The sequence below is a fragment of the Streptomyces sp. NBC_01244 genome (genome assembly GCF_035987325.1).
Classification (GTDB): Bacteria; Actinomycetota; Actinomycetes; order Streptomycetales; family Streptomycetaceae; genus Streptomyces.
This window is the reverse complement of record NZ_CP108488.1, coordinates 4,098,803-4,125,185: the sequence shown is the minus strand read 5'-3', so window position 1 is coordinate 4,125,185 and position 26,383 is coordinate 4,098,803. Positions and strand designations below refer to the sequence as shown.

Genomic DNA, 26,383 nt, shown 5'->3' with positions numbered 1-26,383 from the left:
GCCGTGGTGGTCTAATGGGCGCCTTGCCGTCGACGGGCTCCAAAAACCTTCGGCGGAACCGGAATTGGCAGCTCGCGGGGGACCTCCGGATGAATGACCAGAAGCAACCGCCGCCGCCCGCGGGGCTCCCGCGCCGGCGCAGGTGGGTCGTCGGGGTGGCGGCCGGGTCCGTGCTGCTCTCCGGTGTCGGGGTGGCGGTCGCGCAGGTGATCAAGCCGCCGCGGGCCGCCGCCGATTCCGCGGCCTCTGCGCCGGGCGTGCTGACGGCCCCCGTGGAGCAACGGGTGCTGGTCGCCTCGGTGATCGTGCGCGGGACCGTCACCGCACGGCAGTCCGTGGACGTGACCCCGGTGGGCGGAGCCCCCGGCGCGGCCGGGGCCGTCGTCACGAAGCTGCCGGTCGCCGTGGGGGGCCGGGTCGAGGAGGGCCAGGTGCTGCTGGAGGTCTCCGGGCGCCCGGTCATCGCGCTACGGGGCACCCTCCCGGCGTACCGGGACCTCAAGCCCGGCTCCGAGGGCGGCGACGTGGCCCAGTTGCAGCAATCGCTCGCCCGGCTGGGCCACGCCACCGGCGCGGACGGGGCCGGGCGTTTCGGGGAGGGTACGAAGGCGGCGCTGTCGGCGCTCTACGCCTCCGCCGGCTACGACCCGCTGCCCGCTCTGCCCGACGGGAACGCCTCGGTGGCCGACGCCCGCACGGCCGTGACCTCGGCGGAACGCGCCGTGGAGGACGCGCGGGATGCCGTGGACCGGGCCGGGAAGGTCGCCCCCGTTCCGCCGACGGTTCCACCGCCGGCTTCTCCGTCCCCCGCTTCTCCGTCTGCCTCACCGGGTGCCTCGCCGTCCGCCTCGCCGTCCGTCTCGCCGGGCCCTCGCGGCACCGATCCGCGGGCGGTCGACGGCAAGGGATCCGGTGCCGACCCCGACCCCGCCCCCGGTCCCGAGGCCGACCTGAACGGCCTGCGCAAGCAAGTGGAGCGAGCGAAAGAGGACTTGAGCACCGCGCGGGCCCGACTGGTGGAGGCGCTGGCGGCGGTCGGCCCGATGGCGCCCGTCGCGGAGGTGGTCTTCCTGTCGGGCTTCCCCGCCCGGGTGGACTCGATCGCCTCCAAGGTCGGGGCGCAGGTGTCCGGCAAGGTGCTGACCGTGTCGGCCGGGGACCTCGTGGTCACCGGCCGCCTCCAGGAGTACCAGAGGGCTTTGGTGCGGCCGGGGCGCCGGGTGGAGATCACGTCCGAGGCCACCGGCGTGACCGCGGCGGCCTCGGTGGCTTCGGTCGCCGACACGCGGGGACAGGAGCAGCCCGCCACCGGCACGGGACAGTCCTCGGGTCGGCAACCACCCGCACCCAACGGCTACGTGATGGTCATCCGGCCCGAGGCGCCGCTGGATCCCAGGCTGGCCGGCCAGGACGTACGCCTGACGATCGAGGCGGCGTCGACGGGCGGCGAGGTCCTGGTGGTTCCGGTCTCGGCGGTCTCGGCCGCCGCGGACGGCAGGACGTACGTGACCGTGCTGGAGGCGGACGGCGTCCGCCGCCGGGTGCGGGTGACCACCGGCACGACGGGCGGCGGCGACGTCGAGGTCAGGCCCGCCGAGGGCGACCGCCTGGCCGAGGGTGAGCGCGCCGTCGTGGGCGTGCGCGACGGGCCGAACGGGTCGTCCGAACGGGCCGACTGAGCGGGCCGACTGAACGGGTCGGCCGACGGCGCCCGGGGCGGGCCGCCGCCCGGGCTCACCGCGTCAGGAACCGGGCCCGCAGCCGCTCCGTCGTGGCCGGGGTGATGCCGACCTCGTCCGTCAGGTAGGAGTGGACCGAGCCGTAGCGGGTGGCGAGATCGGCGAGCGTCAGGCTCAGGACCTCGGCGGGCGCCCGCCCGTACGAGGGCCAGCGCATCGTGCGGCCCGGGTGGGCGGCGTGCCAGTCGGCCGTCAGGCGGGCGGTCGCCAGCTCGGTCAGGGCGAAGTCCGCGAGGATCTGCTCCTCGTCCACGCCGAGGAGGGTCAGGACGAGCGCGGCGATCAGGCCGGTGCGGTCCTTGCCGGAGGTGCAGTGGAAGACCGCCGGGCCCGGGCCCTCGGTGAGCAGCTCGATCGCGGCGCGGATCTCCGCCACCCCGTCCTCGGCGACCTCGGCGAACCGGTCCGCGAGGAACCGCCACGGGTCGGTGTCCGGGTCGATCTCGGCCTGGTCGTACGGCCGGTGCTCGATGCTGTGGTTGGCGTACGTGAACCGCTCGGGCTCCGGTATCCGGCCCTTGGCCTCGATCTCCCAGGGGTAGCGCAGGTCGATGACCGTCCGCACGCCGAGCTCCAGGAACCGCTCCCAGTCGGCGCCCGCGAGCTTGCCGAGCGAGTCCGCCCGGTAGAGGGCGCCCCACACGACGGTGGAGCCGTCCTGCGTGCGATAGCCGCCCAGGTCGCGGAAGTTGTGCAGTCGCTCGAACTCGATGTGCCGGGTCATGCGCGGATCCCCTCGATCTCGTGCCGATGATCTTCCTGTGGATCGAGAGGCTACTCCGGCCGGCTCAGCCCATCCGCAGGGCCGCCGCGAAGTCCATCTTGTCCTCCAGCCGGCTCAGGTTGCGCCCGGTCAGCGCCTCGATGCGGCTGATCCGGTAGCGCAGCGAGTTCACGTGCAGGTGCAGTGCCTCCCCGCAGCGCGCCCAGGAGCCGTCGTGTTCCAGGAAGGACCGCAGGGTGGGCACCAGGTCGGAGCGGTAGCGCCGGTCGTAGTCGGTCAGCGGGGCCAGCAGCCGGCGGCTGAACTCCCGCCGGACCTCGGCCGGGATCAGTGGCAACAGCGCCATGACGTGCGCGGCGAGATCGTCCGGCCCGCAGGCGGCGACCGCTTGCGAAGGGGCCGCGACCTGGCGGGCGTTACGGGCCTGCGCGAGCGCGTGCCGCAATTGCGCGGCCCCGCCCACCGGGTCGCTGACGCCGAAGGCCAGCCGTTCCCCGGCCCGCAGCCCGCGCGGCAGCGAGCCGCCGGCGACCCGTACGACCGCGTCGGGGGTCAGCAGTCCTTCCGCCCCGACGAGCACGAAGGCGACGGCCTCGGCCCCGTCCCCGGCCGCCGTGACGGCCATCCGCGGTCCGGCGTCCGGCCCCAGACAGCGCGGATGCAGCAGGACCTCCTCCAGCAGGTCGCGCACGGACGCCGCCACGGGAAACCCGTGCACCCCCTTCGGGTCCAGCCGGGCCGATACGGCCTGCCAGCGGAGCCGGCCTTCGGGGCCTCCGGAGCCTCCCCGGTCGTCCGCGCCGACGACCCCAGCGGCCCCCGCCGTGAGCCGGGCCGCCGCCTCTTCCTCCTCGAGCAGCGCCTGCTCGCTCTCCCCGGCGGCGGCCGGGCCGACCAGCGCCAGCAGCCGTTCGGCGGCGCGCCGCCGCATCGTACGGTCGGTGTCGCGGCCGGCGCGCTCCACCGCGACGAGCCGCGCGAGCCGGTCCAGGAGGTCGACGCGTTCGTCGTTCCAGTCGGCGCTGTCGGCCTCGACGGCGATCAGCCAGTCGGTCAGCGCCGCACCGGGAGCGGAATCCCCCTCCAGGGCCCCGGAGCGGACCGGGAACAGGGAGAAGGCCGTCCCGCGGGCGACCGTACGGTGCGGGGCCCGCTCGCCCGCCCGTTCGGCGGCCAGGAACCGCCCGGCCAGAGCCGAGGCCGTCTTCTCCGGCAGCGGCGGGCGCGCGCCCGCGATCTGCCGGCCGGTCGGGGAGAGGATGTGCGCGCGCAGGTCCAGCTCGGCCAGCAGCAGTTCGAGCAGGGCGTCGGCCCCCGCCCCGGCCTGGCGGTCGGTGCTGAAGCGCCGGTGCCGGTCCACGAGCGCGGCGAGGCCGCCGATCCGCTCCTCGGTCCGGCCCCGTGCCACGTACTCGGTGACCGAGGTGAACGGCACCTCCACGCCCACCGCGAGCAGCGGCAGCCCGTACCGGGCGCAGGCCTCCACCAGATCGTCGGGGACGTGGCCGAACCGCGCCTCGCCCGCGCCCAGCGCCACGGCGCCCGCCTCCACGAGGACACGGACGAACGCGTCGGACGGGTCCGCCGCTGTGTCTTGTCGGCCTTGCCGGTCCTGCCGGTGCCAGGCCAGTCCGGACAGCACCAGGTCACCGGGTGACACGAACCGCCCCGGGTCGGGCAGGTCGATGGTCACCGTGCCCAGCACGGGCCGGTCGAGGTCCCGTTCGCCGCCGGGCAGGCGCAGCAGGCGCAGCAGACACGGGTCCGCAGGCGCCTGGGCCTCTTCGGACGACAGCAGATCACGCAGCCTCATGGCCCCAGCCTGCCATGCGCCGACCCGCTCACGTTTCCCGTCTCGCCCCACTGAACCGCAGGTCAGGCCCTTACGTTGGGGTAATTCCACGGAAATCGGGGTGAGTCCGAGGGCCCCGGTTCATGGGATCGGTGACTGCCGGACACCCGGTCCGGGGCGCCGCGGTACGGCCGATCGGCACTCCCAGCTGGTGCCGAACGGCTCTCATCCCGGCGGTCCGCCGCTGCCAGCCTGGAAGGCAGGCAGCGACGCGAAGGAGAATGCCGGCCATGGGGACCACGCTTCCGCGGCCCTCCCGGGACGACGACTGGTGGAAGAGGGCCCTGTGCACCTCCGACGAGGAGTGCGCCGAACTCTTCTACTCCGAGGCCTCGGGCTCCGCCGCCCGGGCCAAGCGGATCTGCTTCTCCTGCCCGGTCCGCGGAGCCTGCCTGGAGCACGCCCAGGAGATCGGCGAGTTCTCGGGGATCTGGGGCGGACTCACCGGACACGAGCGCCGCGCCCGCAGCCGGCACGGCCGCCCCTGACGGGGCTTCCGGTCCGCGGGCCCGTCCGGCCTGATCGGCAACCTGATCGGCAAGACGCCTCTAGAGCCCCATCGGAGCGTGCAGTTCGACGAGGATCTCCACCTCGACGGGGGAGTCCAGCGGCAGCACGCTCACGCCGACCGCGCTGCGGGCGTGGATGCCCGCGTCACCGAAGGCGGTGCCCAGCAGCTCGCTCGCGCCGTTGAGCACGCCGGGCTGTCCCGTGAAGTGCGGGTCGCTGGCCACGAAGCCGACCACCTTGACCACGCGCTTCACGGCGGAGAGGTCCCCGGCGACGGAGGTGATGGCGGCCAGCGCGTTGAGCGCGCACTGCTGCGCGAGCTCCTTGGCCTGCTCCGGGGTGACCTCGGCGCCGACCTTCCCGGTGAGGGGGAGGGCGCCGTCGACCATCGGCAGCTGGCCGGAGGTGTACACGTAGTGCCCGCTCTGTACGGCGGGTACGTAGACGGCGACCGGCGCGGGCGTCGGCGGCAGCTTCAGGCCGGCGGCGGCGAGGCGCTCTTCGGGGGTACTGGTCATGGGCGGATCTCCTTGTGGTCGTTGTCGCTTTCGCCGTCCGGCCGCGGGAAGACGATCACCGGCTTGATCATGCCCGGCTCCTTGGCGGCGAGCCGCCCGAAGGCCTCCCCGACCCGGTCGAACGGGAACTCGTGCGTGGTGATCACCGTCGGGTCCACCAGCCCGTCCCCGATCAGGTGCAGTGCCCGCGCGAGCCGCGCCCCACTGCTCCGCGGCGGCCGGCAGCGGGCGTACGTGATCTTCCCGCTGCCGGACAGCCCCCCGCGGGCGGCCCTCGCGGCGGCGGGCGCGGCCGTCGCCATGATCGCGCGGTCGGCGCCGGCGCCGCCGGTCAGCTCCAGGATCCGCTCGGTGGTGTCCTCGTAGGCCGGGTCGATCACCACGTCGGCCCCGAACCGCAGGGCGAGGCGCTGGCGCTTCATCTCCGGCTCGACGGCGATGACGCGGGCCCCGCGCAGCCGGCCGGCCGCGATGGTCGCGCCGAGCCCGACCGCGCCCTGGCCGAAGACGACGACGCTGCCGCCCGGGGGCGGCCCGGACTCCTCGGCGGCGGCGAAGCCGGTGGGGAGCGCGCCCGCCGCGTAGAGGGCCTGGTGGTCGGAGATGGTGTCGGGGAGCGGGACCAGTCCGGCCCCGGCCGCCGGGGCGCGGAAGAACTCGGCGAGCCGCCCGTGGCCCTCGACGCCGACGCGCCGGCCGACGTAGGAGGGGCAGACCCCGGGGCCGACGGCCTCGACGACGCCGACGGCCTCGTGGCCGAGCCCGGTGGGCGCCCCGGCGGCGGTGTGCCCGTCCCAGGCGCAGATGAGCGCGGCCGTGGTGCGCACGAGGACCTCGCCCGCCCCGGGGTGGGGGACGGGCCGTTCCAGCACGGCGGGCGGCTCGCCGGTACGGCGCAGCGCGAAGGCCTTCACGGGTTTCCTTAACTCGGCGTTACACGGCTAGTTCCCAACCATGCGGGTACGGATCCGGCCCGGCGGGGGGCCGTAGGTCGGAACCTGGCGGGCCGACCGTCAGCACTTGCGTCTGCCGCTCGGCCCGTCTCGGTCGTCCGGTCCGGGTTCGGTCCGGGTTCGGACCGGGTTCGGACCGCCGTGTCCGTCCGTTCCGTTCCACCTGCGGAGCTCAAGGCCGGGTGACCCGGACCTGATAGCTGCCGTTGCGCAGCTCGCCCACGACCGAGACGCTGATGCCCGACTTCTCGTCGGTGAAGGTCTCGCCCGGCCGGAACGGCGCGTCCGAGAGCTCCGCGTGCACGTTGGACCGCCGGGTGCAGCCTCCGCTCGCGGAGGAGCTGTCGGAGACGGTGACGGGCCCGCGGCCGGTGTCCACCTCGGAGTCCACCCGGTAGATGAGCACTCCGGGCTTGCAGACGGCCTCGTCGTTCCCGGCGCGGGTGCGCACCTCCACCGCGTACCCGGCGCTCTCCGAGACCGGGATGAACGCCAGCTTGGTGCCGCCCTCCACGGCCAGCGGGCTCAGCACGTGGTCGCTGACCCCGGACTTCCCGGCGCAGCTGATCTGGTTGCTGTCGAGCCAGCCCAGCTTCCACTTGTGCCAGCCCAGCAGGTCGTTGTTGGCGCCCCAGTCCTCGCTCATGATGTCCCAGTGCCCCACCGTGCCGCCGCCGTCGGCGGTGTAGAGGTCGGGCAGGCCGAAGACGTGCCCGTTCTCGTGGGGGAGCACCCGGTAGCCGGTCTCCCGGTAGGAGCCGGAGCCGTCGTCCTGGCGGCTGTAGACGAAGGACGTGTTGGCGAGCGGGACGCCGTCGGCCATCGGGGCCTCGCCGTTGCCGGAGAAGGTGACGGAGAGGACGGTGTCGAGGGCGGAGGGGCCGGCGTTCGGGGTGACCAGGATATTTATCAGGTCATACCGGGAGAAATCGACCTCGGTGTCGGCGGTTTTGATGATGTGTTCCACGAGCTGGCGGTAGCCGGGCTCGTACGCGGAACCCCGCTCGATCCCGTACGCCGCGAACGGCATGGGCATCCGCAGCCAGTTCTTTATCGGGGCCTCGGCCCGGTAGGTCAGCCGCCCGTAGGAGCTGATGCGGAACCAGTCGGACGTCTGCGGGAAGAACTCCGCCATCCGGTCGGCCGCCGTGCCCTCGCCCTTGGCGTCGGGGAAGTCGATCATCAGGTTCAGTGCCCGGACCTCGCCGGTCGAGCGCGAGTATCCGGGTGCGGTCGGCAGTCCCTCGGACATCTGCACGCCCATCGCGCCGGAGATCCGGCAGGGCGCGAGCATCGACTCGGCGCTGGTCGCGCCCACCGGCCCGGCGGCCGAATGGCTGCGACTGGATATGCCCGCGCTCGCCGTCGCCGTGATGCCGAGGGCCAGCGCGGTGATGCCCACGTACACACTGGTGCGGCTTGGCTTGCGTATCCGGTGGCGCGTCTGCGGCATGGAGATCGGCCTTCGGGTCCGCGGCAGCCGGCCGGGTCCGGACTGCGCTCTGTGGGCTCACCCTCCGACGGCTGGGGCGGGCTCGCGCGCCGGGAGAGGCCAAACGGGATCAAAAGGCGAGGAGTCGTGTGACCCACGTCACACGGGAGAGTGAAATAAGCGGGGACCCTCTCCCCGTTTGAACCAGAGTCCCCATGAACCGGGGAGCCGCTCCCCGTTTCGGCGGGAACGAGCGGCTGACCCGGAAGCCCGAAGCACGCATCACCCGCCACGTACGCATCACCCGCCAGGGAGCCGTCCATGAAGAGCCCCGCCACCACCGATCCGGCGACCCTGCCCGTACCGGGCCCGGAGGCCGACCTCGACCTCACGGCTCCGGCCGCGGGCGCCGCGGGCGCAGGGACGGACACGGCTGTGGGCACGGGTGCGTGTGTGGGTGCGGGCGTGGCCGCGGCCGTGCGTGCGGCGGCCGGCAAGGTCAAGGCGGCGGGCAAGCGTGCGCGTACCGGCGCGGACGCGGTACCGCGTCCGCGCGCCGACGCCGTCCGCAACCGGGAGCGCATCCTGGCCGCCGCCCGCGACGTGCTCGTGGAGTTCGGCCCCGCCGCCCCCCTCGACGAGATCGCCCGCCGGGCCGGAGTCGGCAACGCCACGCTCTACCGGCACTTCCCCGACCGGCCCGCCCTGATCCACCACGTCGTGCTCTTCGGTCTGGACCGGGTGGCCGCCCTGGCCGTCGACTCCCTCGCCGAGGAGCCGGACGCCTTCGCCGCCCTGTGCCGCTTCACGCACGCGGCGGCCGACGAGCGGATCGGAGCCCTGTGCCCCGTACTCTCCAGCGACTTCGACCACGACCACCCCGAACTGCTCGTCTCCCGCGAGACCTTGGAGGAAGCCGTCGAGGCCCTGCTGGCCGCCGGCCGCTCCTGCGGACTCGTGCGCGCGGACATCGGCGTCGGCGACCTGATGATCGCGCTCTCCCAGCTCAGCCGCCCGCTCCCGGGTACCGGCTGCTTCGACGCGGACGTGTTCGTCCACCGTCATCTCCAGCTCTTCCTCGACGGGTTGAGGGCCCCTGCCCGGTCCGAACTGCCGGGCTCGGCGACCACGCTGGCGGACCTGAGGCGGAAAGCCATGTGACGCCCCCGAGTCGCGCCCTTTAGCGCCGAAAACGCGCCCTGATCACCCCTTTTTCAGTCATCTCGCACCGCGAAGTGGGTACCCCCATGTCAAAAACAGCCGCGAACCCGCCGCTGTCCGTCGCCGCCGCCGATCCCAGTCGCTGGAAGGCCCTGGTCTTCATCGCGCTGGCGCAGCTGATGGTCGTCCTCGACGCCACCATCGTGAACATCGCCCTGCCGTCCGCCCAGACCGACCTCGGCATATCGGACGGCAACCGCCAGTGGGTCATCACCGCGTACGCGCTGGCCTTTGGCGGACTGCTCCTCTTCGGCGGCCGCATCGCCGACAAGTGGGGCCGCAAGAACGCCTTCATCGTCGGCCTCATCGGCTTCGCCCTGGCCTCCGCGCTGGGCGGCGCCGCACAGGGTGAGGCCATGATGCTGGGCGCCCGCGCCCTCCAGGGCGCCTTCGGCGCACTGCTCGCGCCCGCCGCGCTCTCGCTGCTGGCCGTCATGTTCACCGACGCCAAGGAGCGCGCCAAGGCCTTCGGCATCTACGGTGCGATCGCCGGTGGCGGTGGCGCCGTGGGCCTGATCCTCGGCGGCGTCCTCACCGAGTACCTGAACTGGCGCTGGACCTTCTTCGTCAACATCCCGTTCGCGATCGTCGCCGCCGTCGGCGCCTGGATGATCATCCGCGAGCCGGCCGGCGGCCGTAACCGCGCACCGCTCGACATCCCCGGCGTCCTGCTGTCCACGACCGGTCTCGTCGCCCTCGTCTACGGGTTCACCCGCGCCGAGTCGGCCGGCTGGTCGGACGGCCTCACCGTCGGCATGTTCGTCGCCTCCGTGGTGCTGCTCGGCGCGTTCGTCTTCGTCGAGTCCCGTACGGCCCACCCGCTGCTCCCGCTGCGCGTCCTGCTGGAGCGCAACCGCGGCGGCGTCTACCTCTCGCTGGGCCTCGCCGTCATCGCGATGTTCGGTCTGTTCCTCTTCCTCACCTACTACCTGCAGGTCGTCAAGGGCTTCTCGCCCGTCACGACCGGCTTCGCCTTCCTCCCGATGATCGTGGGCATGATCGCCGGCTCCACGCAGATCGGTGCCCGCCTGATGACGCGGGTCCCGCCGCGCCTGCTGATGGGCCCCGGCTTCATGGTCGCCGCCAGCGGCATGCTGCTGCTGACGCAGCTCGAGGTCGGCTCCTCCTACCCGGCGCTGATCCTGCCGGCGCAGCTGCTGCTGGGCCTCGGCATGGGTACGGCGTTCATGCCCGCCATGTCCCTGGCCACGTACGGGGTGAACCCGGCCGACGCCGGTGTCGCCTCCGCGATGGTCAACACCTCGCAGCAGGTGGGCGGCGCGATCGGCACCGCCCTGCTGAACACGATCGCCGCATCCGCGACGACCGCCTACCTGACCGACCACGCGGCCGAGGTCGCGGCGGGCGGCCCGGCGGCGAAGCTGATCCAGGCCCAGGCCATGGTGGAGGGCTACTCCTCCGCGATCTGGTGGGCGGTCGGCATCCTGGTCGCCAGCTCCCTCATCGCCCTGACCCTCATCACCACGGGCAAGCCGGGCGCGGGCGACCCGGTCGCCGAGGGCGCGGACGCCGACATGAAGATCCCGGTGATCGCCCACTGATCCGGTACTTCACACGAGGGGGCGGGCACCGCTCCCGGGTACGGGAATGACTGACGACCCCGCATCGTTCAAATTTGAACGATGCGGGGTTAGTCTTTGTGTGGCGGCCCGCCGTGACGATTCCAGGAGCTCCCGATGCCGACGCCCGAAGCCACCACCCCCACCCGGATGCCGGCGCTGTACCTGAGCCACGGAGCCCCGCCCCTCGCGGACGACCCGCTCTGGCCCGCCGAGCTGGCCGCCTGGTCCGCGGACCTGCCCCGCCCCCGCGCGATCCTGATGGTCTCCGCCCACTGGGAGGAGGCCCCGCTCGCCCTCGGAGCCACCGAACCGGTCCCGCTCGTCTACGACTTCTGGGGCTTCCCCGAGCACTACTACCAGGTCCGCTACGACGCTCCGGGCGCCCCCGGGCTGGCCGCGGCGGTCCGCGCGCTCCTCAAGGCCCCGGGCACCCCCGTCCAGGACATCCCCGACCGCGGCTTGGACCACGGCGCGTACGTCCCGCTGGTGGAGATGTTCCCCGAGGCCGACATACCGGTGCTCCAGATATCCATGCCGACCCTCGATCCGCGCCGCCTGATGGAGATCGGCCGCAAGCTGGCCCCCCTGCGCGACGAGGGCGTCCTCATCGTCGGCAGCGGCTTCTTCACCCACAACCTGGCCGCCCTGCGCCACACCGGCCCCGGCGTCCCGTCGTGGTCCGCCGAATTCGACGCCTGGGGCCACGAGGCACTGGCCGCCGCCGACATCGACGCCCTGCTGGACTTCGAAGCCAAGTCCCCGGCGGGCCGCCTGGCCCACCCGCGGACGGAACACTTCGCCCCCCTGTTCGTCACCCTGGGCGCCGCGGAATCCGATCTCACCACCCCCACCACCCCGGTCTCGGGCTTCTGGATGGGCCTCTCGAAGCGGTCCCTGCAATTTGGCTGACCGCGAGCAGCTCTGGTGCCCCAGCGGCTCGGCGTACGCGCCGGAGTCGCTGGTCCTCGCGGTCCGCGAAGGCCTCGACGGCCCGCCGCTCTACCTCCCGGCACCCCGCCCGGCGGCCGAAGCCCTGGCCGGACTCCCGCCCGGCACCGAACCGCGCCGCCTGCTGCGCCTGGCCTCCCACTGCGTCCCGCACTGCCTCAACCGCGCGGGGGAGTCGTGCACCCTGGCCACCCGCCTGACGGAATCCGCGAGCCCACCGGCCCCGCTCCCGCCCTGCCACCTCCGCCCGCGCTGCAGGTGGTGGACCCAGTCGGGCCCACCCGCCTGCCGCGCCTGCCCCCAGGTCTCCACCCGCCCTGATTAGGCGACGCGGGGAGGCCCGGTGATGTCCTCGCCGATGGTGAACCCCTTCGCGGGCCCGCTCGGGATGGTGGCCGTGGCGCCGTAGCCCGCCCGGAGCTCATCGCCGTAGATGGCCTGGTCCGGATCTGGGGAGGTCAGCACGGTCACGATGCCGCGCTCGTCGTGGTCGTCGATGAGGACGTAGACGGGGATGCCCGCCCGCGCGTATTCACGCCGCTTACGGGTGCGGTCACGTGTCACGCTGTCGTTGCCGGGGGAGACGACTTCGATGATCAACTGGACGGCGGAGGCCTTGATGCCGATCCCGTCCTCGCTGCCGTGCTCTTCCACGTCCTCGGGTGCCACCAGGACGTCGGGGATCCAGGCCTTCCGCGCCTGAATGACATTGGTGTCCTGGAAGGCCGCGAACTCGCTCCGGTCCAGGAACTTGTCCAAGGCGCGGCGAAGACGGTTGGCGACCTGGCTGTGCGACAAGCGACCCGTGGGTGACACCTCGATGAGCCCCTCGATGATTTCGGCGTGGTAGCCCTCGGGGAGTTCGATCGCTTGCCATGCCTGCCACAGGACGTCGTCAAGGTCCGACGGGGGGGTCGCGACCTTCGGCATTACGGCCTCCAGCGTCTCGTGGGCGAGAGCGGTCATGTGCAGCACCTCCTCTGAGTGTGGGCGTCGCCGGCCGGAGGGCACAAGCGACTCTCCGATGCCCGAGGGGATGCCGCCCATGTCGCAGGAATATGCCGCACCTTCACTCGGACGAGTAGGGCGTCCCCGGTCGAGGCAACCGGAAGCCGCCGAAGGCCGTCTCTTGGGGTGGGAGTGCAGCCTGGGACGGCGCTGTTCCAGGGCGGAAACGCCCGTGTCAAGTGTGACGGTGGTCTCATCGACGCCCTGATGGTGTGGTGCGTGCGGCCTCTGGAACCGGCCGCCATTCCCGCCCTGACCTGCATCTCTTTGAGCTCTCACGGCTCCACCGAGCCTCCCGTGCCGGGGGACGGCGGGGCAGGATACTGCAAGATCTCGAAAAACAGGGAGCAACGTGGGAATTCTGTCCCGATTCCAGTCGTTGTTTCCTTCGGAAGCGGGCACTCGGGAGAGTGTCCGGGCAGCCGCACCAGGGCAGCCGAACCACCGCACCACCGCGACCGAACTCATCGCAAGGGAGCACGCATGGCAACCCGCGCCGTCGCCCGTCGTCAGTCCACGAGCAGCGCTCGCGCTGTGGGCGGGGAGATCGCAGACCGCGACCTGGTCGGCATGTACCTGGACGAGATCGCGCGCACCCCGCTGCTCGACGCGGCCAAGGAAGTCGAGCTCTCGCAGATCATCGAGGCGGGCGTGTACGCGCAGCAGATCCTCGACGGTGCGATAGAGCGCAAGGGCAAGAAGCCCTCCCGGGAGGAGCTCGAGTTCCTGGCCGCCGAGGGCGAGCGCGCCAAGGAAGTCTTCATCCGCTCCAACCTCCGCCTGGTCGTCGCCGTGGCCCGCCGCTACCCGCGCAGCGGTCTGCCGCTCCTCGACCTCATCCAGGAGGGCAACGCCGGGCTGGTCCGCGCCGTGGAGAAGTTCGACTACGCCAAGGGCTTCAAGTTCTCCACGTACGCCACGTGGTGGATCCGCCAGGCGATCACCCGCTCCATCGCCGACCAGTCCCGCACCATCCGCCTGCCCGTCCACCTGGTGGAGGAGCTCGGCCGGATCCGCCGGGTCCAGCGCGAGTTCAACCGCGAGAACGGCCGGGACCCGGAGCACGCGGAGATCGCCGCCGAGCTGGACACGACGGAGAAGCGCGTCGGCGACGTCCTGGACTGGGCGCGCGACCCGGTCAGCCTGAACATGGGCGTGGACGAGGACGGCGACACGCAGTTCGGCGACCTGCTGGAAGACACCTCGGCGATTTCCCCCGAGCAGTCCGTCCTCTCCCTCCTGCGCAGCGAGGAGCTGGAGGACCTGCTGGGCAAGCTGGACCAGCGAACCGCGTCGATCATCAAGATGCGTTACGGCATTGAAGACGGTCGAGAGCGTACGCTGACGGAAGTGGGCAAGCAGCACGGCCTGACCCGCGAGCGGATCCGCCAGATCGAGAAGCACGCGCTGCTCGAACTGAAGAAGATGGCCCGCGACACCGGCTTCGACGCGGTGGCCTGACCGGCCCCGAGTCACAGCCCCCTATACGAGCCCCCGGTGCCTATCCCCCCCAGGCGCCGGGGGCTCCCCTTTGCCCGATCCAGCCCCTCCGGCGTTTGAGGAGCGGGGTCCGGGGCGGAGCCCCGGGGAACGGTGGAAGGGCGGGTAGGGGACAGCCCCGCAGGGCACCAGCCCCCGCTACGGCCCCGCCGCCTCCGCCAGCCGCGCCCCCAGCGCCCGCGCTGCCTCCACCAGGACCCCGGGCCCGTGCACGGTGAACGGCACCCCCACCAGCGCCAATCGCGCCACCAGCCACTCCGGCGAGTCCGCCGACTCGAACCGCACCCGCACAGCGGCGCCCTCCCCACCCCCACCCGGGGGAACCACGAACTCCCGCACCCACTCCGGCAGCCCCGCCGCCGCCGCGAAGGTGACGTCGACCCGGTAAGTCGACTCCCCGCCCCGCAGCCCCCGCCGCACGAAGTCCACCGCGTCCATCGGCAGCTCCCGCCCCACGAACCTCGCCCCCGTCGCGTGCGGCTCGCTCACCCGGTCCACCCTGAAGGTGCGCCAGTCCCCGCGCTCCATGTCGTAGGCCACCAGGTACCACCGGCTCCCGGTACTGACCAGCCGGTACGGCTCCACCAGCCGCCGCGAGTCCACCCCGTCCCGGGCCCGGTACGCGAACCGCAGCCGCTCCGGCCCCGCCACCGCCGAGGCGATCGCCGTCAGCGTCCGCGGATCCACGCTCGCCCCGTCGCCCCGCGTCACCGCGACCGTCGCCGACTGCAGCGCGCCCACCCGCCGCCGCAGCCGCCCCGGCAGGACCTGCTCCAGCTTCGCGAGGGCGCGTACGGAGGCCTCCTCCACACCCTCGATCGCGTGCCCGGCCCCCGCCCGCAGCCCCACGGCGATCGCGACGGCCTCCTCGTCGTCCAGGACGAGCGGCGGCATCGCGGCGCCCGCCACCAGCCGATAGCCGCCCTCCGCGCCCAGCGTGGCCTCCACCGGGTACCCCAGCTCCCGCAGCCGGTCGATATCGCGCCGGATCGTACGGGCGCTCACGCGCAGCCGCTCGGCCAGCTCGCTGCCGGGCCACTCGCGCGGGGTCTGGAGCAGGGAGAGCAGGGAGAGGAGGCGGGCCGGGGTGTCGGTCATGGTTCAAAGGTGCCAGCCAAATAGGACACCAACTGACCTACATGCCGTCTAGGTTTCTCTTCATGAGCACCGAGACGACCCAGTCATCGCCCGAAGGAAAGAACGGGCCCGTACAAGAAGAGCGGACCGACCCTCCCGCAGAGACCACCTCGATCAGCAAGGCCGGCGACGCCGGAGACACGAGCGCGACCGGCGGCGAGCCCACGGCCCCCGCCGACCGGCGCCGCTGGATCGCGCTCGCCATCGTGATGACCGCCGCCTTCATGGACCTGGTCGACGTCACGATCGTCAACATCGCGATACCCCGGATGCGCGAGGACCTCGGCGCCTCCACCAGCGCCATCCAGTGGATCACCGCCGGCTACGCGCTCGCCTTCGCCGCCGGCCTGATCACCGGCGGCCGTCTCGGTGACATCTACGGCCGCAAGCGCCTCTTCCTCATCGGCATATCCGGTTTCACCGCGGCTTCGCTGCTCTGTGGTCTGGCCCCCAGTCCCGACGTGCTCGTCGCCGCCCGCATCCTCCAGGGCGCCATGGCGGCCATGATGGTCCCGCAGGTGCTCGCGATCATCCACGTCACCTTCCCGCCGCACGAGCGCGGCAAGGTCTTCGGCCTGTTCGGCGCGATCATCGGCCTCGGCGCCGTCTCGGGCCCGATGCTCGGCGCGCTGCTCACCGAGTGGAACATCGCCGGTCTCGAATGGCGCCCGATCTTCCTGATCAACCTGCCTGTCGGCATCGCGGGCGTGATCCTGGGCCGCAAGTTCATCGCCGAGTCCAAGGCTCCCAAGGCGCTGCGTCTGGACCTGGTGGGCGTCGTGCTCGCGACCCTCGCCCTGGTCATGCTGATCTTCCCGCTCACCCACGGCCGCGAGAACGACTGGCCCGTGTGGGGCTTCGTCTGCATGATCGCCTCGCCGCTGGTCTTCGGCGCCTTCATCGCCTACGAGAAGTACAAGATCCAGAAGGACGGCTCCCCGCTCGTCGAGCTCTCCCTCTTCAAGGTCAAGAGCTTCGCGGGCGGTATCGCGGTCCAGCTGACCTTCGGCCTCGCGACCGGCATCTTCTTCCTGGTGTGGACGCTCTACATGCAGATGGGCCTCGGCTGGAGCGCCCTGAAGGCCGGCTCCACGGGCATCCCGTTCTCGATCGCCGTCTCGGCCGCCGCGGGCGTGTCCGTACAGAAGCTCGTACCGCGCTTCGGCCGCAAGGTGCTCCAGGCCGGCGCGCTGGTCATGGCCGCGGGCGTACTCCTCTACATCTGGGAGTCGGACCGCTACGGCATGGCCATCCACTCCTGGCAGATGGCCGCCCCGCTGATCGTCATGGGCGCCGGAATGGGCCTGATCATCGCGCCGCTGACCGACACCGTGCTCTCCGAAGTGCCGCGCGAGCACGCCGGCTCGGCGTCCGGACTGATCAACACCACCGGCCAGATGGGCAACGCGCTGGGCCTCGGCCTGACCTCCGTCGTCTACTTCGGCTTCATCGAGGACGACCGGGTCTTCGGGCCGCCCTACGTGGACGCGTTCCACAACGCCATGTGGTGGGTCGTGGCCGTCCTGGTCGTGATCTTCTCCGTGATGTTCATGCTGCCGCGCAAGGCCGTCCCCATGGCCGAGCGCGAGGGCGGCACGGAGCACGCCGGCTAGTGCGGCGGGAGCACGCCGGCTAGTACGGCCGCGGCCGGTACGGCGCTCCGGCGCAGCTCACTGACGACGGGCATGTCCGCTTCTGTTGGCGGATATGCCCGTTTGTTTTGTTTTCAGGCGCAAGTGGGCGTACGATCCAAAGAAACCCACAGAGTCGGGCATCGAACGGATCTGAAACCACATGTACGCACCGGAGCGCCAGCAGGAGATCCTCCGCCTCGCCCGCGAGGCGGGCCGGGTCGACGTCCTGTCCCTGGCCGACCAGTTCCAGGTCACGGCCGAGACCGTGCGCCGCGACCTCAAGGCCCTGGACCGGGCCGGGCTCGTACGCCGGGTGCACGGCGGCGCCATACCGGCCGGCCGCCTCGACTTCGAGCCGGACCTCACCGAGCGCGAGGTCACCGCGGCCGACGAGAAGGACCGCATCGCGGCCGCCGCCCTCGCCGAACTCCCCGACGGCGGCAGCATCGTCCTCGACGCGGGCAGTACGGTGGCCCGCCTCGCGGCGGTCATTCCGGTCGACACCGCGCTCACCGTGGTCACCCACGCGCTGCCCGTCGCCGCCCGGCTCGCCGACCACACCGGCATCGACCTCCACCTCGTGGGAGGCCGGGTCCGGCACCGCACCCGCGCCGCCGTCGACGCGTGGGCCCTGAGGGCGTACGCCGAGATCCGCGCGGACGTCGCCTTCCTCGCGACGAACGGCTTCACCGCCGAGGGCGGCCTGACCACCCCCGACCTCGCCGAGGCCGCCGTCAAGCGGGCAGCGATGGCCGCCGCCCGCCGCGTCGTCCTCCTCGCCGACTCCGCGAAGGCGGGCCAGGAACACTTCGCCCGCTTCGGCTCCTTCGCCGACGTCGACCTCCTCATCACGGACCCGGGGCTCGACCCCGCTCAGAAGGCGGCGATCGAGGCCGCCGGTACGGAAGTTGTGCTCGTATGATCCTCACCGTCACCCCCAATCCCTCCCTCGACCGGACCTACGAGGTCCCCTCGCTGGACCGCGGCGAGGTGCTCCGTGCGAGCGGAGACCGGGTGGACCCCGGGGGCAAGGGCGTGAACGTCTCCCGCGCGGTGGCCGCGGCGGGCGTCCGTACGACGGCGGTCCTGCCGCTCGGCGGCACACCGGGCGCGATGATCGCCGAACTCCTCGGCGCCCAGGGCGTCGACGTCACGGCCGTCTCCATCGCGGGCCAGACCCGCTCCAACATCTCCCTCGCCGAACCGGACGGCACCCTCACCAAGATCAACGCCGCCGGCCCGGCCCTGACCGCCGCGGAATCCGCGCTCCTCCTGGAAACGGTCCGCACCTGCTCGGGCGGCGCCGCCTGGATCGCCTGCTGCGGCAGCCTCCCGCGGGGCCTCGGCCCCGAGTGGTACGCCGACATCGTGACCCGGGCCCACGCCGCCGGCACCCGCATCGCCCTGGACACCTCCGGCCCGGCGCTGCTCGCGGCGCTCCCGGCCCGCCCGGACGTGATCAAGCCGAACGCCTCGGAGCTCGCGGCGGCGGTGGGACGGCCCCTGGCCACCCTCGGCGACGTGCTCAAGGCCGCGGAGGAGCTGCGCTCGCTGGGCGCGGGCGCGGTCCTGGCCTCCCTCGGCGCGGACGGCCAGCTCCTGGTCTCCGGGGAGGGCACCTACTACGGCACGGCGGCCGTCTCCTCGGTCCGCAGCAACGTCGGCGCGGGCGACGCCTCCCTCGCCGGCTTCCTGATCGCGGGAGGTACGGGGCCCGCGGCCCTGGCCTCCGCCCTGGCCCACGGCGCCGCCGCGGTCCAGCTTCCCGGCAGCGCCATGCCAGCGCCCCCGGACCTGCGGCCCGACGCGGTCCATGTCACCCAGGACCTGCCCCTGGACCTCCCTCTGTCCGAAATGAGCGACGAGCGATGAGCGAGATGATCCCCCCTCAGTTGGTCGACCTCGGCCTGTCCGCCGAGTCCAAGGAGGGGGCGGCACGTGCCCTCGCCGAACGGATGGTGACGCTGGGCCGGGTCACCGACCTGGACGGTTTCCTGGCCGATGTCGCGGCGCGCGAGGCCCAGATGCCGACCGGCCTGGAGGGCGGCATAGGGATCCCCCACTGCCGTTCCACCCACGTGACGGCCCCCACCCTGGCCTTCGGCCGCTCCCCGTCGGGCATCGACTTCGGCGCCCCGGACGGCCCGGCGGACCTGATCTTCCTGATAGCCGCCCCCGCCGGCGCGGACGATGCCCACCTGTCCATCCTCTCCACCCTGGCCCGCCGCCTGATGCGGCCGGACTTTGTAGCCGCGCTCCGCGCGGCAGGGACCCCGGAGGAAGCCGCGGCCCTGGTCGCGGGCGAGCCCGCGGTTGCCGCTGCCGAGGCCGGGGCCGCTGCGCGGAGCTCTTCCCCCACCCCGGCAAATCCAGCCTCGCCGGCGTTTGAGGCGCGGGGGTCCGGGGGCGGAGCCCCCGAAGGGGTCGCGGCGCAGCCCGCGAACGGGGGCCTGGGGGCGCAGCCCACAGTTTCGGGAAGGGGCGGGGTGGGGGAAAGCCCCGCAGGGCGGCCGTTCCGGATCGTGGCCGTCACCTCCTGCCCCACGGGCATCGCCCACACCTACATGGCGGCGGAGTCCCTCCAACAGGCCGCCGCCGAGGCGGGAATCGACCTCCAGGTCGAAACCCAGGGCTCGGCCGGCTTCACCAAGCTCACCCCCGAAACCATCGCCGCCGCCGACGCGGCCGTCTTCGCCCACGACGTCCCGGTCAGGGAAAGGGCCCGTTTCACCGGCAAACCCACCGTGGACGTAGGCGTCAAGGCGGGCATCAACCGCCCCGCGGAACTCCTCCAAGAGGCCCGCGACAAGGCCGCCCGCGGCGAGATCTCCTCCACCACCCCGACCCCGGTCGAAGAGGCCGGGCAGGACCAGGACGGCTACGGCGCGAAGCTCCGTACCTGGTTGATGTCCGGCGTCAGTTACTTGCGTCAAGACACTTGGAGAAAGTGCAGGTCAGGGCCCATATGGACGAGATCCTGGAACACTGGGCGGCCAAGCAAGCGGCCAAAGCCCCGGTCATCCCGCGCGATGACCTCCGCGACCTGGCGGAAAGCCTTGGCATCGAACTGCCTGACTGAACAACTTCCGAACACATCAGTGCCCCGCGTCGTGAACCTCACGACGCGGGGCACTCGGCTTTCGGGTAAAGACCTCAGCCCTTGCGAGACACTCAGGTCACGTACCGCCCTCCCAGTAGCTCACCGCACGTCCAGGCCCTGCTTCATTCGGCCTGGGGCCAACAGGCCAGCAGCGAGGAAGATGGCGGCGAGCACCCATGACACAACGCTAGCCGGCGGGTAGAGGAGGAGCGCCCACCACCGGGCGCCCGGCTGGCCGGAGGCCTCGTAAGCGCGGCCGAGGACCGCGGTCCCCAACAGCAGCAACAAGCATGCGCCACCGGCGGCAGCCTCGTTGGCCACACCTCGGATCAGGAGGGCCAGCGCGAGCAAGACCATCAGGTTTCGCGGGACATCCATGCCCGCTACGAGTCCCGTCAAGACGGTGAGAAACACCGTGGCGACCACCGCTATGTGATCGAGCCAGTGAATTCGTGTCACCGCCGTACTCTCGGCCGCCGGAAGACGACGATCAAGGCAGTACATAGTAGTTATGACAACAAGCAATGGGGCAAAGTACTTGACCCGGACGCTGGCTACTCCACCCAGGAAGCTCGGCACTGGTACTTCCGTGCTGCCGGCAGCCCAGCAGATAATAGTGAGCAGCACGACTGCTGCTGGTATCGTCCACCAGCGCCGCACGGCCTTGAAGTAGAGCACTATTCAAGCACCGCCGTGCAGTGCTTCTGAGAGCGGGCGGCATCGCTGAACCAGCGGGCCTGGTCGGCTGCAGAACGCGACCGCACCTTGCTGATTTCCTCCCATTGGCTCGGGGAGGTCATTTGTTTTACTTTCTCCGCTTCCAGGCCAGCAGCGATCGTGGCCCACGCGTCCGCTAGCGAGGACTGTCGACAGTCCTTTACCCCGGCATTGGCGGCGACACCCGTGACAGCAGAGCGCGCCACACTGATGGCCAACTGGTCGGGAGCCATGCCATCCGACCACAGCAGGGGCCAGTTGCCTGCCTTGGGCGGAAGGGTTGCAGAGACAAGGCGCACCACCTCAGGCCTGGGCAGTCCAGCCGCCTCAAGTTTGTCGATCGCCGGGAGGGCGGCATCGCGTACGCGTTCCGCGCGGGCGGTCCCGTATTCGGTCGGTACGCACATCGACGGTCGCTGACCCACGCACGCCATGCGCGCGGCGCGCGGCTCCATGCGGGGGCTGTACCCCCAGCCTTCCACCATGCGCAGTCCGATCACGACGGTACTCACGATCAGAGCCAACGCGACAGCGGCGGCCACCACGGGCTGACGGCGCGCTCCGGTCAGGACGATGGCCGCCCCGGCAAAGCCGGTGATGACAAGCCACGGAATCACGTAGGCAAGTGGGTCGACGAGGTCGGTGAGCGTTGAGTTCTCGATCACCCAGCCACCTAGGTGACGCAAGGAGGGACTGCTCGACGAATGCGGCATGGCCATCCAGGCCCAGCTTCCCACCGCGGCGAGAGGCGCAGCCACCGCCCGGGGTAGCAGCGTCCCAAGTATCCAGCCCACGATGCCCCAGCCGAGCGGTAGCACCAGCAAGTGCGCCACGGCCCAGAGACCCCGGCCGGACGGCCATGCTCCGACCGTCGACCAGGCGAGCACGAGGGCGGCAACCACCAGAACCAGGTGCAGGATCATCACAGGGGCCGTGCTCCACAGCCACTGCCGGAGCTTGCTCCGCGCCCCAACCGTGCGTAGTTGTGCCACTTGCCGTTGTCTGCTGGCTTCCCAGGCAGCAGCGGCCGAGACAGCCGGGGCTATAGCACAGACCGCCCAAGCCGCCAGCTCACCGGAGGCCACACCGTACCCGGGGGTTCCCCCGGAGTTGTTTCCACCGACGAAGAGGCTCATGTAGAACAACGCGGGCAGCACCAGCCACGGTGCGGAGGAAGCTCGCAGATTGGCCAGGCTGATCACAGCTCCACCGAACCCAGCAGCGCGGCGTAGGCGCTCTCCAGGTGGCGCCCGGGGACGGCATCGGGGCGGGAATGGGAGGCGAACTGTGCCACCGAGCCCTGGAATCGCAGCCGGCCATGTTCAAGGACCACGACCTCGGCGAAGGACTGATCGAGGTCCGCGATGTCATGAGTGGATACGATCACGTTCACAGACCCTCGCAGTTCGGCGAGGAGGTCGTGGAAGCGACGGCGCTGGGCAGGGTCCAAGCCCACCGTAGGCTCGTCCAGGAGCAACAGTTCGGCCTGGTGGACGAGGGCTTGTGCAATGGCCAAACGCTGCTGCTGCCCACCGGAGAGAGTGGCTACCTTGTGGTTGGCCTTCTCGGACAATCCGACTTGCTCAATCGCGGCAGGAGCGGCCTTCCACGCGGCCCGCTCACGCATGCCCTTGAGCCACCCGACATAGGCAACGTGTTCGCGGCACGTCATCCCCGGCAGAAACGTTGGCTTCTGCGGCAGCCAAGAAACCTTGCGCCGGTAGGCGAGCAGATCTCGGCGCCGGGTCGTACCCAACCCCGCGAAACGGACCTTTCCTGCCTGCGGAAAGGTTGCGCTGGCTCCCAGTGTCAACAAGGTGCTTTTGCCGGCGCCGTTTGGGCCAAGCAACACGGTGTGCCCCGGTGAGAACCGCAGGTCGAGACCGTCAATGACTGGACGCATTCTCCGGCCATAGCGAAAAGTGCAGGATTGGTAGTGCAAAGGCATAGTGCGCAACCTCGATGACGCAGAACGAAACCGGACTATGCCGCTGTGGCAGCAGCACAGTCCGGCTGGAGGGGCTTTCAGCAGGAAACGCCGACTACCAGGAAACCTTGAGCCAATTCACGTTAGTGACCCCGCCACCGACCATGCCAACGTCGATGACGAAATAGTAGTTGCCCCCTCCGTGGTCGCCCCACGTTCCCGTGGACTGCGCGGTGTTTCCGGTGAAGCAGTTGGTGAAGTTCGCCATGGAGTAGAACGGGTCAGGCGCAGCTGTGATGTCCTTGGCCAATGAGACGTTGACGCTTCCACGGCCGAAACACCCCTCAAAAACGATCTTGGTGTTGACGTCGGAAGCGGCTTCGTTCCAGCGGCGGGAATCGAAATCATGCCCAGCCTTGGCCAGGTAGCTGGTGAAGCTGCCGGCGGCCTGCGCCGGAGTGGCTATCGCGCCGAGCATAGCGGCCGCGCCGATCGCGGCAGTGATGGGCCGCCGAAAGCGGGTGCGCATAGTGGGCATATCGAGAGACATGATGGAAATTCCTTCAGGTCCGCGAATCCATATCGAGCGTGCAGGAGTCAGTATGTCTTCCTCCTCTCGGTAACGACACTCTCGCGTGACGTGGCAACCCCCCGTCGAGTGTCGTTCGAACGAAATCTAAAACAAGGTCAATCGCAGGTCAAACAAGTTGTCAAGTGGAATCGATCCGGAGTGGGTGGTAATTCGACCGAATCGGTGCAAAGGTACTCGCGGGGACTTGCAGTGGCCTATCCCCTTGGAGTGGGCTGGATTTATTCTATCTTTGTCTGGAAATCGTCTCCTCTTCTGGTGATTGGCTGGCCCCCTAACTTTCGCCGGATGGGCTCAAACTGGCACTATCTTTCCCATATCGACGACGCACGGCCCCGTGAGGTGGGCGGGTCGGTTTGTTTGATGGCCCTGTGTTGTGTGACACAACTGGCGTCTCGCGAGTTGGACGGATCTGCGGAGGCACACAGGTTGCTCCCCGTCAGTTGCGGGCAAGTCCCTCTTGCCGTGAAGCGCTCTGTGCAGGTGTTGAGGACCGCTAGGGAGAGGTCGCGGCGGCCGGTGTCGTTGACGTGTGCCGCTTCAGCCCTTGCGCGAGGCCCCCTTCGGCCAGACGACCTCCACCGGCAGGCCGTTCACGCGGGCCTCCGCGACCGTGTCGGCGGTACCGCCCCTACCATTGCCCGGCTGGCCGTCCCACACGGCAATGAGCCTGTCCGCACGCCGGAGGAGCTCGCTGTTCGCGGCCTCGTACGCTTCCCGGTTGGCCTCGGCGTACGGCATCACGGCGACCTCGGCGGCGGCCTGGTGGAGGCGGTCGAACTCGGCCGCGTAGTCGGCCTTGACCTTGGCCTCCCGGTAGTCCTGGGACGGCACGACTACGACCAATTGACCGCCCAGAGAGAGAACCGTGTCGGCGAACAGGGCATCCGCTCCCTTCGCGATGCAGGAGACCCCGGTCAGTGCCTCCTCGGTGTACGGGTTGAGCAGCGTCACGAGTGCTTCGCGGACCAGCGGCACGCTTTCTTCGGTGAGGTCCATGTGTCCAGTCACCGCGATCACGGTCATGCCGTCCCCCTTCAGGTCAGTTCGCCAGTAGCTCGCGGATGCTATCGCGGACCTCCCGCACGGCCCGGCTCTCCGAACGTCCAACGGTGTACTGGTACAGGGCCCCCAACTGCGTCCGGACTCGGCTGGACTGGGTGAGCGATGCAGCCGCGACCGCCCGTTGGGTCTCTGCCACGGCGTCGCTGAGGTCGCCTGCGAGGAAGCGGGTCTCGGCAAGCCCGATCTGGTCGAGTGCGTGAGATCGGCCGGCCTCGGTACCGCGTGCATCCAGTGCGGTCCGGATGTGCTCGGCGGCGGTTTCCGCGTGGCCGCGTGGGTCGGTGCGGGCCAGGTCGAGAAACCGACCGCCGGTCACTCCTGAGAGCTCGGCCTGGTCGAAGTAGCTGATCCAGTGGGGCTCGTCCTTCTGGGGCCCGGCTGACGCCAACTCCTCTTCGGCCTGGCCGGTCGCACGTCGAAATGCCGATACTCGCCCCATGGCCGCGTATGCCCATGCCTCCCGGGTGTGCAGCATTGCTCGCACGCGGGGGCCGCTCAATCCGCGGCTGCCATCTTGCGCAAGCCGGACCAGTTCGAGCGCGTCTGTGGGCCGGTCCGTATAGAGCATCTGGCGGGCCATTCCAGCCAGGACATTGGCGCCGAAGGGGATGTCGTCGCCGGCGTGTGCCGCGCGCAGAGCAAGCCGGTAGTAGTCCTGTGCATGCCGCTGATGACCGGAGTCCCACGACATGGTGGCGGCGGTGCCTGAGAGCTGCGCCATGACGCGGTAGAGCCGCTTTTCGACCTCGGGTGACTGGTGGTCTTCGAGTGCGGCGGCCGTGTCGTTGAGCTGGCCTAGGACAGCCTTGGAGCGTAGGCCCCCGCCGAACTGGTGGTCCCATCGACGGAACGCAACTGCGGTCTGTTCAAGCTGGGCTACGTCGTGTGTGCTGAGTCGGCCTGGTCGGCGGCGCTCTTCTCCCCTGGCGGGTGGGGCCAACCACCCTTCGAGCGGGTCGAGGAGGGTCGTCCCGGTCAGCGCGGCTGCGGTGATGAGGCGTGTGGCGGTGCGTCTGTCCATGGCGAGATCGGTTCCGGTGAGTTGTGCGGCCAGGGCTGTCGTCACCTCCGGGTGCCAGGGCATGTCATCGGCGGGTGGGGAGTCCTGGGCGGTCTCCGGGGGTTCGGAGTGGCGTCCCTCCCACGGGCGTGCTGCTAAGCCGACGAGATGGCCGGGGATACCCAAGCCGTCTGCAATGCGCGCGATCACGTCGAACGACACGACCTTCTGGCTGCCGGACGTGATCGTTGAGACCTTGCCGGGCGTGAGTTGGCAGGCTGATGCGATCCGGTTCTGAGACAAGCCGCCGTACTTCTTGATCAGCCGAAACGCGGCGGCGAAGTCGTGCTCTACCAGCGCCAGGCGGAGGTCATCGCGCGCAAGCAGTTCGGCGGACAGCAGGGGGCCTTGGGTGGGGCCGGGATGCGTCATCGTGGCACAGCCTTCGTCGGGAGCGTAGCCGGGAAGATCCTCAAATCGCCGTATCGGGAAGCGTATTACCGCCTAGGTAATACCCGCCGGTCATCGGCTGAGCCTGGCGTCAGGCCGATGCTTTTCATGCGCAGCCCACCGAACCAATCCGGGCCCTGGCGGCCCCGAGAGAGAGGCAAGCGGCATGGTTGAGAAGGGAGACTTGGCGGCCCCCTCGTCCGGGAGTCCGCTGGTCCGGGGTTTTGGCAGCGACGAGTCGCGTTCGCTGATGACGATGCGCGTATCCCGGGACAACGGCCGGACCTGGGACCAGGAGACCGTGGTGCGTGAGGGCGACCCGGTGGTGCTCCTCTACGACCCCGGCCGGTATCCGCCCTGCGAATGCGCCCAATGTGCGGGTCGCCGGACGGTGACGGCTCGCTCCCTCCGCCCGGCGCTTGCCCAGCCGGGAGCGGCGTAGTGCATGGCTTAGGCCGCTGGCTCCTGCGCCGGTTCGGCCGGTTCGCCGGCCCTCTGTACGTGGGCCTGATCGTCGGCTCGCTGGGCCTGTACGCCGCTGGCATCTACGCCACGTCATAGCGGCTCTTCGGCTCGCCCGACTCCAGTCTTCCCGCCGGGTCTTCCGGAGGGATTTCCCCAGAGAAAGGAAAGTTCGATGGTGGAAGAGATCCAGGGTTCCGTTGCCCCCGAGGGGGGTGGCCTGCTCGTCGCGAAGCGGAAGATCGTGGCCGCTCGCACCCGTACCGAGCAGGAGTCTGACGTCAGTGGCGGCCGCTCCGACGGCAACGACTAGC

25 protein-coding genes and 1 pseudogene are annotated in these 26,383 nt (G+C 70.8%); 13 read left to right on the top strand and 13 right to left on the bottom strand.

Annotation, left to right across the window (positions count from 1 at the left end; all coding sequences use genetic code 11):
* Nucleotides 1-89 precede the first annotated feature (89 nt).
* Complete coding sequence (locus OG247_RS18310) at nucleotides 90-1,679, top strand: hypothetical protein (protein ID WP_327253257.1); 1,590 nt, start codon at nucleotides 90-92, stop codon at nucleotides 1,677-1,679.
* Nucleotides 1,680-1,734: 55 nt separating this feature from the next.
* Here OG247_RS18310 and OG247_RS18305 read toward each other — a convergent pair whose 3' ends face one another.
* Together OG247_RS18305 and OG247_RS18300 are read right to left on the bottom strand one after the other, a co-directional pair.
* On the bottom strand, nucleotides 1,735-2,463 hold the full coding sequence (locus OG247_RS18305) for a tyrosine-protein phosphatase (protein WP_327253256.1): 729 nt from the start codon (nucleotides 2,461-2,463) through the stop codon (nucleotides 1,735-1,737).
* 64 nt (nucleotides 2,464-2,527) lie between these two features.
* Entirely contained in the window at nucleotides 2,528-4,276 is a 1,749-nt protein-coding gene (locus OG247_RS18300; protein WP_327253255.1) for a PucR family transcriptional regulator, read from the bottom strand.
* A gap of 269 nt (nucleotides 4,277-4,545) precedes the next feature.
* On the opposite strand from OG247_RS18300, the gene OG247_RS18295 reads away from it, so the two are divergent.
* Nucleotides 4,546-4,803, top strand: coding sequence for a WhiB family transcriptional regulator (locus OG247_RS18295; protein ID WP_327253254.1), 258 nt, complete (start codon nucleotides 4,546-4,548; stop codon nucleotides 4,801-4,803).
* A gap of 60 nt (nucleotides 4,804-4,863) precedes the next feature.
* Here OG247_RS18295 and OG247_RS18290 read toward each other — a convergent pair whose 3' ends face one another.
* The 3 genes from OG247_RS18290 to OG247_RS18280 all read right to left on the bottom strand — a co-directional run bounded on the left by OG247_RS18290 (nucleotide 4,864) and on the right by OG247_RS18280 (nucleotide 7,749).
* Nucleotides 4,864-5,343, bottom strand: a complete 480-nt coding sequence (locus OG247_RS18290) for a RidA family protein (RefSeq protein WP_327253253.1) — start codon at nucleotides 5,341-5,343, stop codon at nucleotides 4,864-4,866.
* Entirely contained in the window at nucleotides 5,340-6,257 is a 918-nt protein-coding gene (locus tag OG247_RS18285) for a zinc-binding dehydrogenase (protein WP_327253252.1), read from the bottom strand. The genes OG247_RS18290 and OG247_RS18285 overlap by 4 nt, the downstream gene beginning before the upstream one ends.
* Before the next feature lie 211 nt (nucleotides 6,258-6,468).
* The gene (locus tag OG247_RS18280) at nucleotides 6,469-7,749 is read right to left on the bottom strand and encodes a M6 family metalloprotease domain-containing protein (protein WP_327253251.1); all 1,281 of its coding nucleotides are present in this window, start codon (nucleotides 7,747-7,749) and stop codon (nucleotides 6,469-6,471) included.
* 456 nt (nucleotides 7,750-8,205) lie between these two features.
* Here OG247_RS18280 and OG247_RS18275 point away from each other — a divergent pair, with 456 nt between their 5' ends.
* From OG247_RS18275 to OG247_RS18260, 4 genes are all read left to right on the top strand, one after another.
* The gene (locus OG247_RS18275; protein WP_327257526.1) at nucleotides 8,206-8,889 is read left to right on the top strand and encodes a TetR/AcrR family transcriptional regulator; all 684 of its coding nucleotides are present in this window, start codon (nucleotides 8,206-8,208) and stop codon (nucleotides 8,887-8,889) included.
* Between the two features lie 86 nt (nucleotides 8,890-8,975).
* Nucleotides 8,976-10,511 (top strand): MFS transporter, encoded by a 1,536-nt coding sequence (locus OG247_RS18270; protein ID WP_327253250.1) that lies wholly within the window; start codon nucleotides 8,976-8,978, stop codon nucleotides 10,509-10,511.
* Nucleotides 10,512-10,646: 135 nt separating this feature from the next.
* A complete protein-coding gene (locus OG247_RS18265) occupies nucleotides 10,647-11,441 on the top strand; it encodes a dioxygenase family protein (RefSeq protein ID WP_327253249.1) in 795 nt (264 codons plus the stop codon).
* A complete protein-coding gene (locus OG247_RS18260; RefSeq protein ID WP_327253248.1) occupies nucleotides 11,434-11,805 on the top strand; it encodes a hypothetical protein in 372 nt (123 codons plus the stop codon). Before OG247_RS18265 ends, OG247_RS18260 begins: the two co-directional genes overlap by 8 nt.
* On the opposite strand, the gene OG247_RS18255 is transcribed toward OG247_RS18260, so the two are convergent.
* The gene (locus OG247_RS18255; protein WP_327253247.1) at nucleotides 11,802-12,446 is read right to left on the bottom strand and encodes a Uma2 family endonuclease; all 645 of its coding nucleotides are present in this window, start codon (nucleotides 12,444-12,446) and stop codon (nucleotides 11,802-11,804) included. The genes OG247_RS18260 and OG247_RS18255 overlap by 4 nt on opposite strands.
* A gap of 525 nt (nucleotides 12,447-12,971) precedes the next feature.
* Here OG247_RS18255 and OG247_RS18250 point away from each other — a divergent pair.
* Nucleotides 12,972-13,949, top strand: coding sequence for a sigma-70 family RNA polymerase sigma factor (locus tag OG247_RS18250; RefSeq protein ID WP_327253246.1), 978 nt, complete (start codon nucleotides 12,972-12,974; stop codon nucleotides 13,947-13,949).
* A gap of 177 nt (nucleotides 13,950-14,126) precedes the next feature.
* On the opposite strand, the gene OG247_RS18245 is transcribed toward OG247_RS18250, so the two are convergent.
* Nucleotides 14,127-15,086: a helix-turn-helix transcriptional regulator gene (locus OG247_RS18245; RefSeq protein ID WP_327253245.1), complete on the bottom strand. Its 960-nt coding sequence runs from the start codon at nucleotides 15,084-15,086 to the stop codon at nucleotides 14,127-14,129.
* A 248-nt stretch (nucleotides 15,087-15,334) separates the two neighbouring features.
* Here OG247_RS18245 and OG247_RS18240 point away from each other — a divergent pair, with 248 nt between their 5' ends.
* The 4 genes and pseudogenes from OG247_RS18240 to OG247_RS18225 all read left to right on the top strand — a co-directional run.
* Nucleotides 15,335-16,738: an MFS transporter gene (locus OG247_RS18240; RefSeq protein WP_442813632.1), complete on the top strand. Its 1,404-nt coding sequence runs from the start codon at nucleotides 15,335-15,337 to the stop codon at nucleotides 16,736-16,738.
* 181 nt (nucleotides 16,739-16,919) lie between these two features.
* Nucleotides 16,920-17,681 carry a DeoR/GlpR family DNA-binding transcription regulator gene (locus OG247_RS18235; protein ID WP_327253243.1) on the top strand — a complete coding sequence of 254 codons (762 nt, stop codon included), beginning with the start codon at nucleotides 16,920-16,922 and terminating at the stop codon, nucleotides 17,679-17,681.
* Nucleotides 17,678-18,631: a 1-phosphofructokinase gene (pfkB, locus tag OG247_RS18230; protein ID WP_327253242.1), complete on the top strand. Its 954-nt coding sequence runs from the start codon at nucleotides 17,678-17,680 to the stop codon at nucleotides 18,629-18,631. Before OG247_RS18235 ends, pfkB begins: the two co-directional genes overlap by 4 nt.
* A pseudogene (locus OG247_RS18225) lies at nucleotides 18,628-19,686 on the top strand (fructose PTS transporter subunit IIB); the annotation flags it as partial. The gene pfkB and the pseudogene OG247_RS18225, both read left to right, overlap by 4 nt.
* A gap of 272 nt (nucleotides 19,687-19,958) precedes the next feature.
* On the opposite strand, the gene OG247_RS18220 reads toward OG247_RS18225, so the two are convergent.
* The 6 genes from OG247_RS18220 to OG247_RS18195 all read right to left on the bottom strand — a co-directional run bounded on the left by OG247_RS18220 (nucleotide 19,959) and on the right by OG247_RS18195 (nucleotide 25,589).
* A complete protein-coding gene (locus OG247_RS18220) occupies nucleotides 19,959-20,537 on the bottom strand; it encodes a hypothetical protein (protein ID WP_327253241.1) in 579 nt (192 codons plus the stop codon).
* Nucleotides 20,537-21,499 carry a DUF7224 domain-containing protein gene (locus OG247_RS18215; protein WP_327253240.1) on the bottom strand — a complete coding sequence of 321 codons (963 nt, stop codon included), beginning with the start codon at nucleotides 21,497-21,499 and terminating at the stop codon, nucleotides 20,537-20,539. Before OG247_RS18215 ends, OG247_RS18220 begins: the two co-directional genes overlap by 1 nt.
* A gap of 275 nt (nucleotides 21,500-21,774) precedes the next feature.
* Nucleotides 21,775-22,524: an ABC transporter ATP-binding protein gene (locus OG247_RS18210; protein ID WP_327253239.1), complete on the bottom strand. Its 750-nt coding sequence runs from the start codon at nucleotides 22,522-22,524 to the stop codon at nucleotides 21,775-21,777.
* Nucleotides 22,525-22,618: 94 nt separating this feature from the next.
* Entirely contained in the window at nucleotides 22,619-23,053 is a 435-nt protein-coding gene (locus OG247_RS18205; protein ID WP_327253238.1) for a hypothetical protein, read from the bottom strand.
* A gap of 579 nt (nucleotides 23,054-23,632) precedes the next feature.
* Complete coding sequence (locus tag OG247_RS18200) at nucleotides 23,633-24,118, bottom strand: hypothetical protein (RefSeq protein WP_327253237.1); 486 nt, start codon at nucleotides 24,116-24,118, stop codon at nucleotides 23,633-23,635.
* A gap of 16 nt (nucleotides 24,119-24,134) precedes the next feature.
* Nucleotides 24,135-25,589, bottom strand: coding sequence for a helix-turn-helix domain-containing protein (locus OG247_RS18195; RefSeq protein ID WP_327253236.1), 1,455 nt, complete (start codon nucleotides 25,587-25,589; stop codon nucleotides 24,135-24,137).
* A gap of 274 nt (nucleotides 25,590-25,863) precedes the next feature.
* Here OG247_RS18195 and OG247_RS18190 point away from each other — a divergent pair, with 274 nt between their 5' ends.
* A complete protein-coding gene (locus tag OG247_RS18190; RefSeq protein WP_327253235.1) occupies nucleotides 25,864-26,049 on the top strand; it encodes a hypothetical protein in 186 nt (61 codons plus the stop codon).
* A 195-nt stretch (nucleotides 26,050-26,244) separates the two neighbouring features.
* Entirely contained in the window at nucleotides 26,245-26,382 is a 138-nt protein-coding gene (locus tag OG247_RS18185) for a hypothetical protein (protein ID WP_327253234.1), read from the top strand.
* Nucleotide 26,383 lies beyond the last annotated feature (1 nt).